Raw genomic sequence first — 20,061 nt, 5'->3', positions numbered from 1 at the left:
TTTAAATAAATTTTAGCTTTTTATACCTATTTTTTAACTAATTCAATTATAATTTTATAATTTCAATCAATATTTTTCTTTATTTTTAATTATATTATATTTTTATAATTTATTTTCATAATTGAATTTTTTAAAGTAATTTAAATTTTTTAATTTCCTGATTTTTCTATTCATTTTTAATATTTTATTTTTTCATTTTTTTTTATTGATGAAAAACTTGTCTATTTTTTTTATCGATATGAATGAAATAAGGTAATGGAATAAAAAGTTTTTATTTTTAAAAAAAAGAAACATTTATATACTATTAAGAATAACTATAGTGTATACAATTAAAAAATGTATATTTATAACAAAAAAATTAAGTGAGGCAATTATTATGGAAATTAGTGCAAGAAATGGATTAAAAGGAAAAGTCGATGATGTAAAATTAGGTGAAGTAATGGCAAGTATTAAAATTGCTGTTGAAGAACCAGGCATAATTACTGCAATTATTACTAAAGAATCTGCAGAAGATTTAGACTTAAAAGAAGGAGATGAAGTAAAAGCTATTATTAAATCTACTGAAATTATGGTAGCTAAATAAATTTTTACCGATTTTAACAAATTATTTTTTTTTTTTTTTTTTTTTTTTTGATGATATTATGAAAATTAGTGCAAGAAATGGAATTAAAGGTACTGTTGAAAGTGTAAAATTAGGCGAAGTAATGGCAAGTATTAAAATTAAAGTAGAAGATCCAACTTTAATCACTGCTGCAATCACTAGAGAATCTGCTGAAGATTTAGAATTATCTGGTGGTGATGAAGTAAAGGCAGTTATTAAATCTACTGAAATTATGGTAGCTAAATAGATTTATTCTATTTATCCTTTCTTTTTTATTTATATAGTATTTTTTATTTTAATTTTTTAAATGTTTTAATTTTAAACATTTAAAATAAGTATTCTAGTATTTAGGTAATTTTTATAGATTTTTTATAAAATCTATCTTTTTTTATTTTATTTTTTAATTTTAAAATAGTTTTTTTTATTAATTCATTTAATTTTTTTAGTTTTAGAAAGTTTTTTTTTTAATGATATGATTTATGGATGGTGGTTAATTAATGGAAGAAGAGTTATCCTCCTGCCATTATAACTTTAGTTCCTTTATTAGAAATTTCTTCTTTTTTAAATTCGATTTCATGTTTTACTCTTTCAACAACTTCAACAAGAGCATCTAAAGTTTCACCTCTATGAGGTCCAAGAACTACAACTAAGAATAATTGATCTCCTGTGTAGAACTCTCCAATATAATGAATAACACTTATTTCAAATACTCCATGTTTTACTTTAGCACTTTCAGCAATTGCTTCAATTTCAGCTAATCCTTTTTCTTTATCTGGAAGAGTTAATGTAAGTTTATCAACAGTTAAATCTTCTTCACTTCCCCTTACAATCCCTTCAAAACTGTAAATAGCTCCTGCTTGATCAACTCTTTGTGATTTTTTAATATCTTCTATTAAATCTCCAATAGTAAAGTATTCTTCATTCTTTTCTACAATTTTAATTACCATTTTATCATCCTAATAATAAAAAATAAATTTTAAGCTTGATTTTTTTTTAAAAATCTTTTATTTTTTTAATTATCATATTAGATTTCTTTTAATAAAATTATTTTGTATAATTTAATTAATATATTTAATTTTTTTATTAATAAATATAACTATTGTTATTTTTTTATTTAAAAAAATAGTAAATGAAAAAGAATTATTTTTCACTAATTTCTTTTCTGCTTAATTCTTTTATTCTATTAACTCCATCTATTTCATCAATAACTTCAATAGTAGCTTTAGGAACTAATGATTTCCAATCACCGTCATTTAAAATTCTATACCTTATTTCAGTTCCAGATAAAACTTCCCTATCAAATAATTCTGGTTGATAAGTTTCATATCCCTCTTCTTTAAATAATCGTTTAACAAGTGGATTTCCACTATAAACTTTAGAAAAAGGAGGAGTTAACATCTTAACTTGAGCAACCCATAAAGCATTTCTATTAATATCTTCAATAGGTATGATATAATATCTTTTAGGGTCAATATCATAATCATCTAAAGCTTGAGTTAGCATCATAATTCTTTCACCTGCTGTAAATGGATCTTTAAGCTCATGGCTTAATTGAGCACTTCCAATACCGATTACAACTTCATCAACATAGTTTAATGTCTTTTCTATAATTTGTATATGGCCATTATGAACAGGTTGCATTCTTCCAAGTAATAAGCCACGTGTTACTTTTTTCATTATATCTCATTTTATTTTTTATAATATTAATATTTGATTATTTTATCTTTTTAAATAGTCCATTTTTTTATAATTTCCTGTCAACTATATTTTTACTAGTTTCGCCTATTATAGTGGAGAAAAAGAATAATTTTAGTAATTTTGCCGATTATAGCCTACAAAATTAGCATGCTATTTATTTAAAAAAATTCCCTCTTGAAATCCTTTTTCATTTGAATTGCAAATAGGAATGTTCGCCAAAAGTACAAAAATTATTTTAAAAAGCTCTAAAATCTATTTATTTAGAAAATAAAGAAAGAAATTCTAAAAAAATATATTTTTGGCGGACACCTATAGATTAAAAAAAAATTTTTAATTTGATTAAAATTGAATATAAAGTTTTTAAAATAATTTAAATTCAGTTTATATTGAAATAACTACTAATTTATTAAATAAAGAAGCTGAATTCAATCCTTGATTTACATCATCTATGATTAATTCAATTAGAAAGTAATGATTTCAAGAGAGCCAATCTTTATTCGGAATGGTTAATTATTTATAGATGGTTGTATAGAATTATTATTAATTAGTTATACATATTTATGTGCTTAATTTTATTTAATTAAATGAACAAATAAAATCGGAGAGTAATAAAAATGGTTAGCAATTTAAATAAAATTGTAATATTGTTTCTATTTTTAATGTTTTTATCGGTTGCTGCTGTTTCAGCACAAGATAATACAACGTCGGAAATAGGTTTAAATGAAAATACAGCAACTATAGATGCTGGAGAAATAGTGGAAGAAAACCTCAAGGTTGAACCAAAGGAGGATAGTCCAATAGCTTCAGAAGCTGAAGGAAAAGATGATGATGTTAATGTTGCCAATGTTGAAATGAATGAGGATAACTTAAAAGCCCCAGGTTCATCATTCAAAGATTTACAAAAACTAATCAACGATGCAAAACCAGGAGCTGTAATAACTCTAGATAAAGATTATAGTTATTCACCTGGTAATTCGGAGATAGTTATTAACAAACGCATAACTATTGATGGTAAAAACCATGTACTTGATGGAAAATTATCAACAAAAATACTCAATATAACTGGCAATCATGTCACATTAAAAAATATAAAATTCATAAATGCCAATATCACTAATGATTATGATGGTGGTGCTATCTATTGGAATGGAACTTATGGTAAGATGAGCAGTTGTTCATTTGTTAATAACCATGCTGAGTCTGGTAGTGCTGTTAAGTGGGATGGTGAATATGGTAATATGAGTAGCTGTTCCTTTGTTAATAACCATGCTAATTATTGGGGTGGTGCTGTTAATTGGTGGGGTGATAATGGTCTTTTAAGTGCTTGTTCTTTTACTAATAACCATGCTGGTGAGCATGGTGGTGCTATCAGTTTGTCTGGTGAAAATTGTACTTTAAGTGCTTGTTCTTTTACTAATAACCATGCTAATGGGTTTGGTGGTGCTGTTAATTTGGGTAATAGTTATAATGTTTTAAAAGATTGTTCTTTTGTTAATAATAGAGCTGATCGATTTGGTGGTGCTGTTGCTTGGGATGGTGACTATGGTCTTTTAAGTGCTTGTTCTTTTACTAATAACCATGCTGAATATTATGGAGGTGCTGTTTATTGGCCTGGTTATAATGGCACTTTAGAAGTTTGTTCTTTTAATAATAACCATGTAAATTATGATGGAGGTGCTGTTTATTGGGAGGCTGATAATGGTGCTTTAAGTTCTTGCTATTTTGTTAATAACCATGCTAATGATCGTGGTGGTGCTGTTGCTTGGGATGGTGATAATGGTCTTTTAAGTTATTGTTCTTTTGTTAATAATAGTGCTAAGTATTATGGGGATGCTATTTATTTGTATAAAAACAATACTGATGTATCTGCATGTTTTTTTGTTATTTATCGTCCTAAAAATACAGCTGTGGTCAAAGTTGATAATCTAATCTACTACAGAGATAGTGATTATGGGGTTTATTACTATGAAAATGGTAATGAAATTCAGAGTGGTTTGATAAATGATGGTTATGTTACTTTTTATAATTTAGACAATGGAAAGCACGAAATTACAATGAAATTTGATAAGGACGGTACTGAGTTTACTAATTATTTGACTATAACTGGTGATTCTTATCTAAGTGCTAGTAAGGTTTATATGTTTTATAATGATGGTACTAAATACACTATAAAACTAACAAACTACAAAGGAAACCCTTTAATATATCAAAACATCCAAATAACAATTGCAAACAAAAAATATGATATACAAACAGACAGTAAAGGTTATGCAACATTAACCCATTCTCCCTGATACATTCATATTAGAGATAGTTTCAACAGACAGTAAAGGTTATGCAACATTAACCCTTAAACAGAAAGCTGGAAAATATAAGGTTATAGCTAGTTTTAATGGTAATAGTGAATATGGTCCAAGTACTATTGTAACTACTTTAAACATTTTAGATTCACCTATAACAAAAAATAAAAACCTTAAAATCTATTTTAGAGGTGGAACATTTAGAGTGCGAATAATCAATGTATATGGTAAGCATGTTGGTGCTGGAAAGATAGTTAAATTTACAATAGCTGGAAAAACCTACATCAAAAAAACAAACAAGAATGGTTATGCAAGCCTAAAAATAAAACTAAAACCAAAAACCTATACAATAGTCACAAAGTATGGTAAATTTGTTAAAAAGAATAAAATCACTGTTAAACCTGTATTGACTGCTAAAAATATTGTAAAGAAGAAAAGAAAAACAATAAAATTCTATGTTAAGTTAGTAAGCATTAAAGGAAAGCCACTAGCTAGAAAGACAGTAAGATTTAGATTCAGAGGAAAAACATATAAAATCAAAACCAATAAAAAAGGAATCGCAACACTAAAAATCAGAAACCTAAAAAAAGGCAAATACAATCTTTACACACAATATGGTAAAGCAAAAATAACAAACTCAATAAAAATCAAATAAAAAAAGATAATGGTGTTAAACACCCCTTATCTTTTTTCCTTATTTTTTTTTAAAAGTTTTAAAATTAAGTAAAAATTTAAAACTTAATTAAATAATCTAGACTATTTTCTATTTTTTTTTAAATAATAATTTTTAAAATGAGTTTTTATACTAATAATGATTTATAATGATAATCTAATTTTTCTATTATTTTTATAATTATTTTAGAAACTATGCTCAATGTTTTTTTTTTTTAATGTGATGAAATGATGGCTTCAGATTTATTATAGTGAAATATTTAAAGGATATTATAAAAATGCTATCAAAATTTAGAATTTTTATCCAATTAAAAACCTTTTGGATTTAATTTAATCTTTAAATTTGTGAAGGTAATTGAATTTTCAAGTGAGATTCCTAAGATTTTTAGGAATTTCCAATGTTCCAGATCTTGTAGAAATTCTTTAAAAACATAGCTATAATATATTTTAAATAGGATTTCAACAAATCCAAAAAATTAAATAACAGTTTAAAAAAATAAAAAAATTATCATGTATAAAAATGAACATTTTCATCTAAAAATATCTAATTTTTAACTTAAATTAATTATAAAAATTATCTTTTCTTTATTAATAATTTAATCAATTTTAAGTTAAAATCAATTAATTTAACTAATTTAAATTAATTATTTTATAAATTTTATAGAAAAGTTTATATGTAATATAGGACTGATTTAAAATTATGTATAATAGAATTAATGTAGCATCTAAACTCAAGAAAATATTAGATAGTGCCTTTGATGAGCCTATATCAGTTGATGATGGGAATTATTTAATGAAGCTAAAAGGCTCTGAGATCTATCCACTTTTAGCTACTGCAGATGCAGTACGTGAAGAAATAGTTGGAGATAAAGTTACATTTATTAATAATTGTAATATTAACTTCACAAATATTTGCCATATACGTTGTAGTTTCTGTGCTTTTGGTAAAGATGCAAATAATCCGGAAGCTTATTTATTAGATGATGAAGGTATTTTAGAAAAAGCTAAAGGTGCAATTTCTGATGGTGCTCGTGAATTTTGTGTTATGGGTGGTGTACTTGAAGATGCAACTATTGAATACTATGAGCATATTTTAAAATTACTTAAATCTCATTATCCCAAAGTAGAAATTCACGGATTTTCTCCTACTATGGTTAGGGATGCTGCATTAAATAGTCAAATCCCTGTAGATGAGGCATTTAAAGTATTAAAAAAAGCAGGTTTAGGTACATTACCTGGAACTGCTGCTGAAATTTTATCAGATAGGTCAAGAGAGATTATCTGTCCTAAAAAAGTTAATACACAAGATTGGATAGATATAATTAAAATAGCTCATGAAGCAGGTATTACAGGTTCTGCTACAATGATGTATGGTCATGTAGAGACTATGGAAGAAAGAGTTAGGCATTTAGATATTTTAAGAGAAATCCAACTAGAAACTGGTGGATTTAATGAATTTATTCCAATGACTTTTATGCATGAATATTCTCCAATCTTTTTAGAAGGCCAAAGGGATTTAGGAGCTACTGGTACTCAAGATTTAAAGCTTTATGCAGTAGCAAGATTAATGTTTAGAGACATTATTCCAAATATTCAAGTCTCTTGGGTTAAAATGGGTTTTAGATTTGCACAAGTTTCTCTTATGGCAGGTGCAAATGACTTAGGTGGAACTTTAGGTGGAGATGAATTATCTGAAGCTTCTGGAGCTCCAGATGGTGTAAATGCAAGTATAAAAGACCTAAGTAAAATAGTAAAAGATTTAGATAGAGTTCCAATAGAGCGAAACTCTGAATATACTGAATTTTATCCAATAAATATTTAATTTTTTTATTTATTTTTGTTTGTTTTTGTTTGATAATTTTTAATTATTTATTTTTGTTTGTTTTTGTTTGATAATTTTTAATTATTTATTTTTATCATTTATCTATGTGTTCAAGATTTAGAATGATTATTTATAAGGTATTCTTCTAATTTTAAAAGATTGCATCAATGTTATAATTTTTTTCTATTTTTCCATAAGATACAGTTTTTAAAAAATTTTTGACAACTGAATTTTTTCTATTTCATTTTCTTATATTTTTTTATAGAGAAAAATGATAAAACCTTTAAAAAACTAGATTTTTTTATATTTTACTATTTTATTTCTTCTAGATTTTCTAATAATTATCGAAATCAGAGGGATGATTTTTATCTTTTTATTGGCCTAAATTCAGTATATTCTTTCTTTGCTACCATTTTAGCCTTTTCATACTTATATTGCATTTATTATTAATTTCAATATTGCTTTTTTTGTATTTTTCTTTTTTTAAAACTATATTTACAATAAAATGATTTAGTTATTTTTTTATAATTTCTATTCATCATTTTTGGTATAATTGGTCATAATATTTTAGCTTCTTTTATTTTTTTATTTTTTAAGTGGTTTATATTATAAATAGTCTTATTTTTAAGAAAAATTTATTGTTAAATTAATTTAGTAATATTTAAATATATCTATATCTATATATAGTATTATAAAATCAATTTTAATAATTATTAATCTGGCTTGATAAAATATAAAATTTTGTCAGTATAATTCAAGTTGATTTTATAAAAACTTAGTTTTTTATCCATTTTTTACTAAGTTTTTATTAAAAAAAATTATAGGTTTTGTAATATTTTTTTATGTTTATTTCATTATAAACATATAAAGAGATTATATCTTTTGAATAATTTATTTTAAAATTGGATTTTTAGTTTATCTTTCTTTATGAAAATTGATAAATTAAAAAAAAGCTTTGTAAATTTTTATGTTAAAAAAATTTTTATGAGGGAATTTATATGAAGATAAAGAATATAAAATTTTTTGCAATTTTATTAGTTCTTCTTTGTTGTTTCATAGGGACTGTAAGTGCAGCTGAAGATGTATCAACCGATTTTGTTAGTGGTTCTGTTGATGATGCTGTTAGTTTAGATAGTGTCCAAGAGGATGTAAGTGATAGTGTTTCAACTGAAGCTATAACAACTGTATCTGATGATGCAGCAGAAGAACAAATAAATGAAGAATCAAATGCTGTTGAAATAGACAATAATAAAGAAAATGTAAATTTAACTAGAGGAACCCCAGTAAATGCATCTAATTGGGATGTTTTAGAAGGAGCATGTGAGTCATCTGGTGATAAAATTATTACTTTAACTGGTACTAGTTATGTTCCTACAAATCAAATTAATTTCACTAATAGTGCTACTATTATTGGTACTGATAGTAGTTATATTACTGGGACTTATACTGGAGTTCCTTTTTTAAATGAGAATTCTGCTTTGACCATTACTTTTATTAATGTTAAATTTAGGAATATGAATGTTAGTAATCTTCTTCAGTTAGCAGGTACTAATGTGTTTGAAAATTGTAGTTTTTATAATATTAGTGCAGGTACTGGTCGTAATGCTGTGATTTATAATACTGATGGTACTATGAGTCTTATTGCTTGTAATATTACTAATTCTTCTGCAGGTTATGGTGTTGTAAGTAATTATAAAGCAGGAACTGTAACTGGTGTTGTAATGAATGTTGATGAGTGTAAATTTATTAATAATTCTGCTAGTGTTGAACCTGGTGCAATTAATAATTGTGGAATTTTAAGTGTTAATAATTCTGAGTTTATTAATAATTCTGCTGCATGGTGGGCAGGTGCAATTCATACTCATAGTAATGCTCAAACTGTAATTAATAATTCTAATTTTACTGCTAATGTTGCTGGTTGGAATGGTGGAGCATTATATACCTACAGTAAGTTAAGAGTATATAATTCTATCTTTAAAGAAAACAAGTGTCATACTAGTGCTGGTGGTGGTGCTATTGGATGTTCTAATTGGGGTTCTGCTTATAATATAACTATTAGTAATTGTACTTTTGAAAATAATACAAATTTATGTGGTAATACTAATGAGACTCCTTCTACTGGAACTGGTGGTGCAATTTCTGCTATGAATAGTGGATTATTAAAAGTTTTTGATTCTACTTTTATTCATAATGTTGCTAAAACTGGTCAAGCAATTGCTGCGTATAGTCAGGGGTATGAAAATATTACTGCAGGAATACCTAAAGTAATAATTTGTAATAATAGTTTTATTAATCATACTTTAACTAGTTCTGATACTGTGCAACTTAGTGGAAATTACACATTTTCATTTAATAACTTCACTAATTGCTATCAGACTAATCTTGGAACAAATAATACATTTAATAATCCTGTGACTTCAAATAATGTAGTTGTATCTGAAGAATTATTTGATTCTGAAAATAATATTAAATTATCCTCTAAAAATATTCTTAGAGATAATTTGCCTCATGATGTAATTTATGTCAATCTTTCATCAACAAATTCCTATGAAGATGTTGATGGTCAAAGTTGGGAACAAGCATATGGAGTACCAATAGGGTCATTTATAGATAATGAGGGGTTATTTATGGCTTATGCCCGTATAAATAATAATGGAATTATTTATCTTGCAGATGGGGATTATAAATATATTTTTTCTAATCGAGGTAAAAGTGTTACTTTTATAGCTCAAAGTAAAGATGCTATTTTTACTTCACTTAGAACTACTGTAAATTCATTCGGTGATCCTACTCCTATATTAACATTTATTAATTTTACTATTAATGTTGCGAATGTAACTATGAATTCTAATTTCATTAATTGTACTTTTGTTAATTCAAGTATAAATATTGCGAAAGGTATTGCTGAAATTGAGAATTTAGAAGAGACACCATTTGGTGTTACTTATAATTTAACTTTTGATAATTGTGAGTTTAAGGATGTTAATAGTGTAAATTCTTTGTTTACTGTTTATAAGTATGGTAGGGTTTTTTTGAATAATTGTAGTTTTGATAATATTGTTGCTGATTCTATTGTTTTTAAAGATGGTGATTTTATAGATCAGGATGGTATTTATTTCTATGATTGTAATTTCTCTAATTGTAATTTTAGTGGTGTTGTTGATATTCCTGGAGATATTGAATTTACTGATTACTGTGCTATTGAGGATTGTGATTATGATTTTGATGCTAATACTAGTGTAAATTCTGTAGGTGATTTTGCTCATAATTATTTAAATGCTACTAAGCTTAAGGTTCTTGCTGTTGATAGTGTTGTTGATATTAGTTCACCTGATAAAGGTGTTGTTGTAGTTATTTTAACTGATAATGCTAGTGCTCCTATTGCTGGTGCTACTGTTAAATACAGTGTAAATGGTGGAGATGAGCAAAATGCTACTACTGATGAAAATGGTAAAGTTACTATTGGTGGTTTAAGTGGTGAGCTTACTATTTTTGTAAGTTATCTTGGTAATGAATCATACAATCCAGTTAATGGTAGTAAATTCTTTAATTTTACTGATGAGGTTGTAAATGATACTAACAGCACTAATACTACTCCTCTAGGTCCTTCTAAAACTGCTACTAAACTTACAGCTCCTAAAGTTAGTGCTACTTATAATGTTGCTAAGAAACTCGCTATTACTCTTGCTGATAAAAATGGTAATCTTTTAGTTGGTAAGAAACTAATTGTTAAGGTGGGGTCTATTAGTAGGATATTAACTACTAATAGTAAAGGTGAAGTTAGTTTTAATGTTGCTACATTGGTTCCTGGAGCTTATGCTGTTAGTGTTAAATTTGATGGTGATGGTGATTATTTTGCTTCTAGTGTAAGTTCTAAAGTGGTTGTGAGTAAGGCAAAGCCTAAAATTAAGAGTAAAGCTAAAACATTTAAAGTTAAAGCTAAAGTTAAAAAATTAACTGTTACACTTAAAGACAATAAAGGAAAGGTGTTGAAGAATACTAAACTTAGGCTTAAGCTTGCTAAGAAGACTTATACTGTAAAAACCAATAAAAAGGGTGTTGCTACTTTTAAAGTTAAATTAAGCAAAAAAGGTAAATACACTGGAACTATTAAGTTCTCAGGAAGCAAATACTTCAAAGCATTAAGTAAAAAAGTAAAAATAACTGTTAAAAAATAGGGAAAAATTAACATTTTTCTCTTATTTTTTTTATTTTTTAAAGTATTAATCAGGTTTTTAGAATCTTTTATTTGATAATTTAGTTTATTAATCAGGTTTTTAGAATCTTTTATTTGATAATTTAGTTTATTAATCAGGTTTTTAGAATCTTTTATTTGATAATTTAGATTTATTTCTTATTCTAATCATTCTTTATTATGGTTGGAATAATAAATAAATTTCTTTTATTATAAAAAAGGGGTTTATTTAAAAAATTAGTAATTTATTTAGTTTCAAAACTTTAAAAAACTTGATAAAATTTTTTTATATATAAAAAAATTTAGTTTGGTAGTTTTAAATAGAGGAGAATTATTTATTTTATTCTATTTTTAATTACTTATTTTTCTTTTGGACTCTAAATTATTATGTTTAAATTCTTATTTTAATCTATTATGATTAGAATATTGGATAAATTTTTATAAAAATTTATTAAACTTTAAGAAAAGGAAAAAATAGGCGAATTTTATTTTGTTTATTTAAACTTTAAGAAAAGGAAAAAATAGGCGAATTTTATTTTTGTTTATTTAAACTTTAAGAAAAGGAAAAAATAGGCGAATTTTATTTTGTTTATTTAAACTTTAAGTATATTTTATATTTAAAATTATATGTTTGATTTGTAAAAAAAATTATTAATGATTTTTTATTTGGGAAATAATATAATAGGAACTTAATCTAAATTCCATAGGTTTTAATAATCTCTTTTTGTATTATTTTTTCTTGTATTTTTTATTATTGTTTTTTTATAGTTTTAACATATATTTTAGAATATATAAAAAAGATAAAATGATTTGGTAGTTGGACTTAAAATGCAAAAGATTAATAAATATATTCTGTTATCTTCATTGGTTTTAACAATATTGTTGTTTTCTTTCTCTTCTGTTTCTGCAGTTGACATTAGTGATGATAATATTTCTTCTTCATTTGGTGGGGATGTTAGTGTTGATAGATTTACTTCTTCATCTGATTTAAGTGAGGATACTGCTGAGGATAATTGTGTTTTGTGTTCTGATTATTCTTCTTCTAAATATGATAATTGTGCTGTTGAGGATGATGTTGAATCTAAAGATTCTTTAAAGGAATCAGATTTAAAAACAGTTTCTAAAGATTCATTAAAAGGTTCTGGTAATGATTTAAGTGCTGGTTGTACTGGTTTAAAAGGTTCTAATAATGATTCTGTTTATTATGTTGATTCTAATAATTTCACATCATATTTTATTGATGGGGTATTAAAGGAGGAATTTGAAGGTTCTATTTTAGTCTTTAATGGTGAGTTTATTGATAAAGGTATTATAGATATTAAGTCACCTAATGTTAAGCTTATTGGTAATAATTCATTATTAACAAACACTGTATTTTGTCTTGAGTCTAATAATATTATGCTTACTGGACTTAACTTTCTCTTAAATCAAGAGTTTGCTAATAACGATTATGCTGGTATATTGGTCTTGGGGAATAATTGTATTATATTTAATTGTAGTATGAATTATTCTGTTCCTGAGGCTACTAATGGTTTTTGTGTTTATAGCGAAGGTAGTAGTGGAAATAAGATTCAAAACCTTACTTTAGCTAACAATACATTTAACTTTCTAGCTAACAATTTGAAAGGTGGCTGGGATTATGGTATCTTTATTGATCAAACAGATAATGCTATAATTTATGGTAACAATCTAAATACTTCTTTACCTTTACGTTCTGTTAACTGGGCAGCTGATATTTATGGTGGTGTTAGTATGGATGCTGTTGCTTCCTTTGTTGCACAAGGATGTGATAATCTAATATTATCAAATAATAAAATATCTTCTTATGTTAATGGTGGAGGTACTAACTATCCTACTTTAGATACTATTATTATCTATGCTTGTAATAATGCTGTAATTGAGAAGAACAGTATTTATAGTGAGGATTTTGATAGTAAGGATGGTAAAGATAACTATCTTCAAGGTATTGATTTGTATTTTGCAAATGATGTTACTATATTAAATAATCAGATTCATATTCGTACTACTGGCGGTCGTACTGGTATGGGTACTGCATATCCTATTCAGGTGAATGGACCATCTTATAATGTTAAAATTGCTTATAATAATATTAGTAGTGCTAATTTTGGCCCGAATATTGGTATTTATTCTCAAAATTATTATGGTGCTACTAAGATTGATATTATCAGTAATTTCATTAATGTAACTGGCCTTGCTAGTACACATTATTGGGCTTTGGTTGCTGGTATTGAAGTACAGGATTCTGATGATTTGATTTGGAATAACACTATTATAGTTAATAATATTGGTAATTATAGTGCTAATAATAATATTTATGGTATTAGTTATTCACAGAATACTAAAGGTAACCATAGCTATAATATTCAGTATAATAATGTGACAACTAATGGTCGTTATGCTGTTTCTTTATCTGGTACTGATTCTTTAGTTGTTAATTCAATTATTGCGAATAATGTGTTAAATACTAATTATAATAGTGGTAATCGTGCTGTTCGTCTAGGTAAAAATATTAATTGTACCATTCGTAATAACACTGATGGGCAGTTTAAGAATACTTTAAGTGAGGATGACTTACCTGATTGGTTAAAAAACCATAAAAGTATTGTACCTAATATTATTGTTCCTAAGTATTATCATGATGATTCTAATGGTACTGGCTTAACTGAGAATAAAGGTAATGGCACAGCTCCTTGGAATACTAATGGTAGTTCTGGTGGAACTAATAGTGCTAATGATAATAATAAAAGTAGTGGCGTTTCTAGTAATGGGTCTAATCCTAGCAGTAATAGTGTGATTGGTTCTGATAGGGATACTGCTCCTGGTGTTGGTGGAACATCCAGTCCTGGTATTAGTGCTAGCAGCCCTAGTGATGGTGGCAGTTCTGCTACTGATCCTGATGCTTATGAGATTGATGAGAGGAATGATTTAGTAAGTAAATCTATAAATTATCTTCAATTAGCTGGTATTTCTGTTTTGGCTTTGTTATTGTTATTTGTTGGTTATAACCGTCAGAAAGGTAAAGATGAAGAGGAATAAAATCATAGAACAATAAATTTAGTTTTTTTTTATTTAAAATAAGAAATAAGGTATGTTTAGAAAGATATAAAGATTTTTTTTAAATGTATTTTATTTTTATTTTTTATTTTTAAAAAAGGCTTTAATAAATAAATGGATTTATAGTTTTTTAATTTTAAAATTAATGATAAAATTTTAGTTTTAAAAAGTTGAGTGGTTTTTTATGGAATAATCATTTATACTATTTTAGCTTGTTTTCTTTTTTTATTTTTTTAATCATCTATCTATACTGATTTAATTAATTATACTTTGTATAATTGTTTATAAGGGTTTAGTATGTTTTTTTTTTTTAGTTTGTATTGTTTTTTTTAAAATAAAGATTTAAATTTATAAATCTAGACCTTTTTCAATTAATTTTTCTTTTAAATCTTTCATTGCTTCTTTAAGCTCTCCTTCTGCTACAACATCAATAAGTCTTTCATTTTCCTTAAAACGATTGATGTACTCTTCTTTTTTTTCTTCATCAATTATATCAATTCTTGAAAAATCAACAAGAGATTCTAAAAATGCAAATATTCCTCTATTAAGAGCTTTTGCACCTTGCTTATTGATTATGATCTTTAAAGATTCTGCATTAATAATACTGAATTTAGCACCATCATTAACATGGTCTTTATCAATTTCTTTATCTTCTATTGATTTAACAAGTGCAATAAAGTAGGCATCAGTATTTTTTAAATAAGCAATATCCCCATCACGGACAAATTCCTCTTCTTCTAAATTACCATATAATGAACGTGCAAATACATGAGGGTCACTTGTTATATTTACAACAAAAATACCAGTTTCTTTAATGTTTTTTAAGGTTTTACTACCTTCAAATATACGTGCAAGTACTGCATAATCATCAATACATTTTAATCCAATTGGAGCAGCATCCACTTCACCAGCTTTATTCATTGTGGTGTAGATAGTTTCATATTTTCCTCCAGCTTTAATCCCAATACTTTCTAAACTAAATGACATTTTCATTTCTCCAAATTTATTTTCAAATTAATTTTTTATAAATAATAAACTTATTAGTATATTTATCAAATTTTAGTTATAAAATTTATTTTTAAAATCACTAAGATTTTTCTAATTTATATAATAAAATAACTTTTTGAAAGAAAAATAAAAAAGGTTTTAAATATAATGTTAATATAATAGTATAATAGTGTATGATTAATTGATAATTAATTAAAAATTTTTCAAAAAAATTAATTGTTCTAATAAATAAAAATTAATTTAAATTTTAATAAAAATTAATTGTTCTAATATAATAAAAATTAATTTAAATTTTAATAAAAAATAATTTTTATAATAAATAAAAATTAATTATTTTAATAAATAAAAAATCATTTATAAAATAAATCGTGATGTATATGATAAGTATTAAAAACCTTTCTAAATCATATAAATTAGATAATGGGGAAGAAATAGATGCCCTTAAAAATATTAATCTTGAATTTAAACAAGGAGAAATTGTAGGTATTTTAGGAACAAGTGGTTCTGGTAAAACAACTCTCTTGAGAATCTTAAGAGGGGTGGAAAAATTTGATGAAGGTGAAGTTAAAATAGACAGATACACCTTAAAGCCAGATTCCTCTCAATTTTATTTTAATCAAGTTAAAAAAGAAACTGCTATTCATCTTCAAAGATCTTTTGGTATTTGGCCTGAAACTGCCCTTGATAATGTTGTAAGAAAATTATATGGTGCAAAATATGGTGATGAAGCAAATACTGAATTTGAAGAAGCTCACAATCAATTTGATAAAGAAGCATATGAATTACTAGAACTTGTAGGACTTAAAGAAAAAGCAGACCATTTAGCTTCTGTATTAAGTGGTGGTGAAAAACAAAGACTTATTATGGCTCGTCAATTAGCTAAAAAGCCTAAAGTTATGCTTCTTGATGAACCTGCTACAATGGCATGTCCTAAAACTAAACAAGAAATCTTAAATGCAGTTAAAAAAATTAATAAAGAATTAGGCATTACAATTGTCTTGGTTTCACACTTACCTGAAATTCATAAATTCTTAGCAGATAGACTTATTCTTTTAGAAAATGGTGAAATTGCAAAAGAAGGGGATGTTGATGAGATTGTAGATGAATTCTTATCTGATATTGAAGACCCTATTGACGTAACCCTCGAATCCACTGATGAAACTCTTATTAAAGCATGCAATCTAGATAAAAGATTCTATTTACTTAAAGGTAAAGATGTTTTACATATTAGAGACATTAAATTTGATGTAAAAAGAGGAAATGCCCTATCTTTAGTAGGTCCAAGTGGTGCAGGTAAAACAATTCTTCTTCGTATGTTAGGTGGACTTGATGTACCGGATGAAGGGGATGTTTTATTTAAACTTGATAAAAATAATGATGGTGAAGTTGAAACTACATGGGTAAATATTAAAGAGGCAGGTCTTGATAGGATGGAAATTAGAAGAAACTTAGGTTTCATGCATCAAGAATTTGCTTTAATGTATTATGCTACTATTCAAAATCAATTGGCGGTTAAACTAGGATATAAAAGATGGGATATGGTTGAAGAAGCAAAAGAAAGAGCTAAGGAATTAGGCCTTCCAAATATCTTATTAGATGCTTTATATCAGCTTACTGATTTACCTGAAAGGGAAGCTAAAGCACGTCTTGAACAAATTGGCCTTGACCCTTCAATTTTAGAAGAATTATTCCCTAAATTTCCAGAGACTGAAATTAAAGAAGAAGTAAAAGATTTATTTGAGGCACTTGATTTACCATTAGACATTTTAGCAAGAAAATCTTATGAATTGTCTGGTGGTCAAAAAGTAAGAGCTATGCTTGCACTTGTACTTGTATCTAAACCAGATATTTTACTTTTAGATGAACCATTTGGAGATTTAGATCCTAAAACATTAAGAACTGTAACAAACTCACTTAAAAGAATATGTAAAGAGTTCGGCACTACTATTGTAATGGTTTCACACAATACAGACTTTATTAGAGAATTAAGTAATAGGGCTATATTTATTGATAAAGGTATGCTTTTAGATGATAGTGAAGATGTAAATAACTTAGTGGATGACTTTATAGGATTCTGTCATGCTGATTACTTGATGTAATCACTATATCTTATTTTTTATATTAAATAATTTTAATAATTTGCTTATTTTAATTATCCTATTATTTTCAATTATTTTTTATAAAAAAATCTTCAGTTATTTGTTATGAAAAGATTTTTAATTATTTTTTTATGAAAAAATCTTCAGTTATTTGTTATGAAAAGATTTTTAATTATTTTTATAGTAATTTCGTGATGATAATATGTTTAAAAATATTTTAGTAGCTAGTGATGGTTCTAATTGTGGGAATAAAGCTGTAGATTTAGCTATTGATTTAGCAAGTAAATATGATGCTAAAATCTCTGCTTTATATGTGATGGATTTTGCTCTTAATTTTTCATATGATGATTTAGATGATGCTGGTGGAGCAGTTTTAGACGATATTACAGCTAAAGGAAAAGAGAAAGACGTGGTTGTAGTGGAACATATTATTACTGCAGATCCCATTAAAGACATGGCAACTATGATAAGAAAAATCAATCCGGATATTGCTGTTTTTGGAGCTTATGGTAAATCTATGGATAAGTGTGAGGAAATAGATTATTCTAAGATTGGTAGTGTAGCAAAAAATGCTTTAAAAGTTTCTAAAGTTCCTATAATTTTAGTAAAATAATTTTAGTTATTCTTTTTTATTTTTCTCATTTTGTATATTTTTTATTCTTTTTTATTTTTCTCATTTTGTATATTTTTTATTCTTTTTTATTCTTTTTTATTCTTTTTTATTTTTCTCTTTTTTTTATATTTCTTATTCTTTTTTATTCTTTTTTTATATTTTTTATCTTTTTTTATTATTTTTTCAAATTTAATCCTATTCTATCTTATTTATTTAATTAGTTATCATTCTAAGCTTAATCAAAATAAGTTGTAATAAAATGAAACAATTTATATATTATTAAAATTAAAATTAATAGTATATTATTTAATTATAATAATATATTTTTAAAATTAAAATAATAGTATATTATTTAATTATAATAATATATTTTTAAAATTAAAATAAATTTTATTTATTGGAGGTAAGATTATGGCTCAATACAAATGTAGTGTTTGCGGATACATATATGACACTGAAACTGGTGAAGAAAGAAGAAATGTTCCTGCAGGAACCGCTTGGGAAGATGTACCAGAAGATTTCAAATGTCCTTTATGTGGTGCAGTTAAAAAAATGTTCAGAAAACAATAAGTTCTTAGATTTTTTTAATAAGATTTTTATACTGAATATAATAATTAATTCTTATTAATATTAATATTTAAAAGTAAAAAGGTGAAAATATGGTATTTGTATGTGATATTTGTGGATACGAATACAATCCGGATGTTGGTGACCCAGATAATGGCATTGAAGCAGGAACTGCTTTTGAAGACTTACCTGATGATTGGCTTTGCCCATTATGTGGTGCAGGAAAAGAAGATTTCGTAGAAGAATAATTTTAAATTTATTTTTTTATTTTTTTTATTTATTAAATTATCATTTTAATGATTAATTTAATGGTATTTATTAATATGTCATTGATGATTAATTTAATAGTATTTATTTTGTTATAAGGTGTTAGAATGGTAAATGAAAAAATGGAAGCAGCATTAAATGCTCAATTAAATGCAGAAGTATACTCTGGATACTTATACTTATCTATGGCAGCTTACTTTGAAGACATTGACTTATCTGGTTTTGCTAACTGGATGAGAGTACAAGCTACAGAAGAATTAGATCATGGAATGAAATTCTATGATTATATTATTAGAAGAGGAGCAAGAGTAACTCTTACTACAATTGATGCTCCACAAACTGAATGGGATTCTCCCCTTTCAGCATTTGAACATGTTTTAGAACATGAACAAATGGTTACTGGCTTAATCGATGATTTAGTAAATTTAGCTATTGAAGAAAAAGACCATGCAACTAACAACTTCTTACAATGGTTTGTTGAAGAACAAGTTGAAGAAGAAGAAAATGCTATGGATAACTTAGCTAAACTTAAATTAGCTGGTGACAACAAATCAATTTTATACAAACTCAATGAAGAGCTTGCTGGTCGTGGAACTGAAGAATAAACTCAGTTCTTTTTCTTGTCTTTGGCAAGCTAAAACCAAGATTAAAATTTTTTCTCAGTTTTGTGCTAATTCAAAATTGGAAAAAATTTCTTTTTTTATTTTTTAAACAATATTTTTTTAATTTAAGTATTGGATTAAAATTTTAATTTATAATTTTATATTAATATAAGCTAATTTATATCTATGAGATAATTATTATTTTATATTAATATAAGCTAATTTATATTTATAAGCTAATTATTATTTTATATTAATATAAGCTAATTTATATTTATGAGATAATTATTATTTTATATTAATATAAGCTAATTTATATTTATGAGATAATTATTATTTTATATTAATATAAGCTAATTTATATTTATAAGCTAATTATTATTTTATATTAATATAAACTAATTATTTTCAAATTAATCATAACTCTTTTATTTTAAGGTTTTATCATGTATAAAGATGCAATTTTAGTTAGAGGAGCAAAAGTACACAATTTAAAAGATATAGATATAGATATTCCACTTGGAAAGATAGTGGCAATATCT

Annotated in this window: 15 protein-coding genes; 12 read left to right on the top strand and 3 right to left on the bottom strand. The window is 25.6% G+C overall.

Translation table 11 applies throughout. The features are described 5' to 3' along the window. The first annotated feature begins 376 nt into the window (after positions 1–376). Entirely contained in the window at positions 377–583 is a 207-nt protein-coding gene (locus BM020_RS07970; protein ID WP_067146219.1) for a TOBE domain-containing protein, read from the top strand. A gap of 58 nt (positions 584–641) precedes the next feature. Further along, on the top strand, positions 642–848 hold the full coding sequence (locus BM020_RS07965; RefSeq protein WP_067146221.1) for a TOBE domain-containing protein: 207 nt from the start codon (positions 642–644) through the stop codon (positions 846–848). Between the two features lie 262 nt (positions 849–1,110). On the opposite strand, the gene BM020_RS07960 is transcribed toward BM020_RS07965, so the two are convergent. Beyond that, positions 1,111–1,548 (bottom strand): molybdenum cofactor biosynthesis protein MoaE, encoded by a 438-nt coding sequence (locus BM020_RS07960; protein WP_067146223.1) that lies wholly within the window; start codon positions 1,546–1,548, stop codon positions 1,111–1,113. A 193-nt stretch (positions 1,549–1,741) separates the two neighbouring features. Then, positions 1,742–2,278 (bottom strand): nicotinamide-nucleotide adenylyltransferase, encoded by a 537-nt coding sequence (locus BM020_RS07955; protein WP_067146225.1) that lies wholly within the window; start codon positions 2,276–2,278, stop codon positions 1,742–1,744. A 635-nt stretch (positions 2,279–2,913) separates the two neighbouring features. On the opposite strand from BM020_RS07955, the gene BM020_RS07950 reads away from it, so the two are divergent. The 5 genes from BM020_RS07950 (at position 2,914) to BM020_RS07930 (ending at position 14,345) form a co-directional block, all read left to right on the top strand. Beyond that, positions 2,914–4,593, top strand: coding sequence for a right-handed parallel beta-helix repeat-containing protein (locus tag BM020_RS07950; RefSeq protein WP_074798813.1), 1,680 nt, complete (start codon positions 2,914–2,916; stop codon positions 4,591–4,593). A gap of 211 nt (positions 4,594–4,804) precedes the next feature. Continuing rightward, positions 4,805–5,254, top strand: a complete 450-nt coding sequence (locus BM020_RS07945) for a hypothetical protein (protein WP_074798811.1) — start codon at positions 4,805–4,807, stop codon at positions 5,252–5,254. 717 nt (positions 5,255–5,971) lie between these two features. Continuing rightward, positions 5,972–7,093, top strand: coding sequence for a 5-amino-6-(D-ribitylamino)uracil--L-tyrosine 4-hydroxyphenyl transferase CofH (gene cofH / locus BM020_RS07940; RefSeq protein ID WP_067146229.1), 1,122 nt, complete (start codon positions 5,972–5,974; stop codon positions 7,091–7,093). Positions 7,094–8,091: 998 nt separating this feature from the next. Then, positions 8,092–11,271, top strand: coding sequence for a carboxypeptidase-like regulatory domain-containing protein (locus BM020_RS07935; RefSeq protein ID WP_067146231.1), 3,180 nt, complete (start codon positions 8,092–8,094; stop codon positions 11,269–11,271). An 845-nt stretch (positions 11,272–12,116) separates the two neighbouring features. Next, positions 12,117–14,345, top strand: a complete 2,229-nt coding sequence (locus BM020_RS07930) for a hypothetical protein (RefSeq protein WP_143743979.1) — start codon at positions 12,117–12,119, stop codon at positions 14,343–14,345. 366 nt (positions 14,346–14,711) lie between these two features. Here BM020_RS07930 and BM020_RS07925 read toward each other — a convergent pair whose 3' ends face one another. Further along, positions 14,712–15,350 carry a DUF447 domain-containing protein gene (locus tag BM020_RS07925; protein ID WP_067146235.1) on the bottom strand — a complete coding sequence of 213 codons (639 nt, stop codon included), beginning with the start codon at positions 15,348–15,350 and terminating at the stop codon, positions 14,712–14,714. Positions 15,351–15,748: 398 nt separating this feature from the next. Here BM020_RS07925 and BM020_RS07920 point away from each other — a divergent pair, with 398 nt between their 5' ends. The 5 genes from BM020_RS07920 (at position 15,749) to BM020_RS07895 (ending at position 19,522) form a co-directional block, all read left to right on the top strand. Beyond that, the gene (locus BM020_RS07920) at positions 15,749–17,470 is read left to right on the top strand and encodes an ATP-binding cassette domain-containing protein (RefSeq protein WP_067146237.1); all 1,722 of its coding nucleotides are present in this window, start codon (positions 15,749–15,751) and stop codon (positions 17,468–17,470) included. A gap of 202 nt (positions 17,471–17,672) precedes the next feature. Beyond that, positions 17,673–18,083, top strand: coding sequence for a universal stress protein (locus BM020_RS07915; protein ID WP_067146238.1), 411 nt, complete (start codon positions 17,673–17,675; stop codon positions 18,081–18,083). Positions 18,084–18,494: 411 nt separating this feature from the next. Then, positions 18,495–18,653 (top strand): rubredoxin, encoded by a 159-nt coding sequence (locus BM020_RS07905; protein ID WP_067146240.1) that lies wholly within the window; start codon positions 18,495–18,497, stop codon positions 18,651–18,653. A gap of 89 nt (positions 18,654–18,742) precedes the next feature. Further along, a complete protein-coding gene (locus BM020_RS07900) occupies positions 18,743–18,898 on the top strand; it encodes a rubredoxin (RefSeq protein WP_067146242.1) in 156 nt (51 codons plus the stop codon). A 126-nt stretch (positions 18,899–19,024) separates the two neighbouring features. Further along, a complete protein-coding gene (locus BM020_RS07895) occupies positions 19,025–19,522 on the top strand; it encodes a ferritin (protein WP_067146244.1) in 498 nt (165 codons plus the stop codon). Positions 19,523–20,061 lie beyond the last annotated feature (539 nt).

The sequence above is a fragment of the Methanobrevibacter olleyae genome, assembly GCF_900114585.1.
Taxonomy (GTDB): Archaea; Methanobacteriota; Methanobacteria; order Methanobacteriales; family Methanobacteriaceae; genus Methanobrevibacter; species Methanobrevibacter olleyae.
The sequence above is the reverse complement of the archived record's forward strand: the minus strand, read 5'-3'. Positions and strand labels throughout refer to the sequence as shown.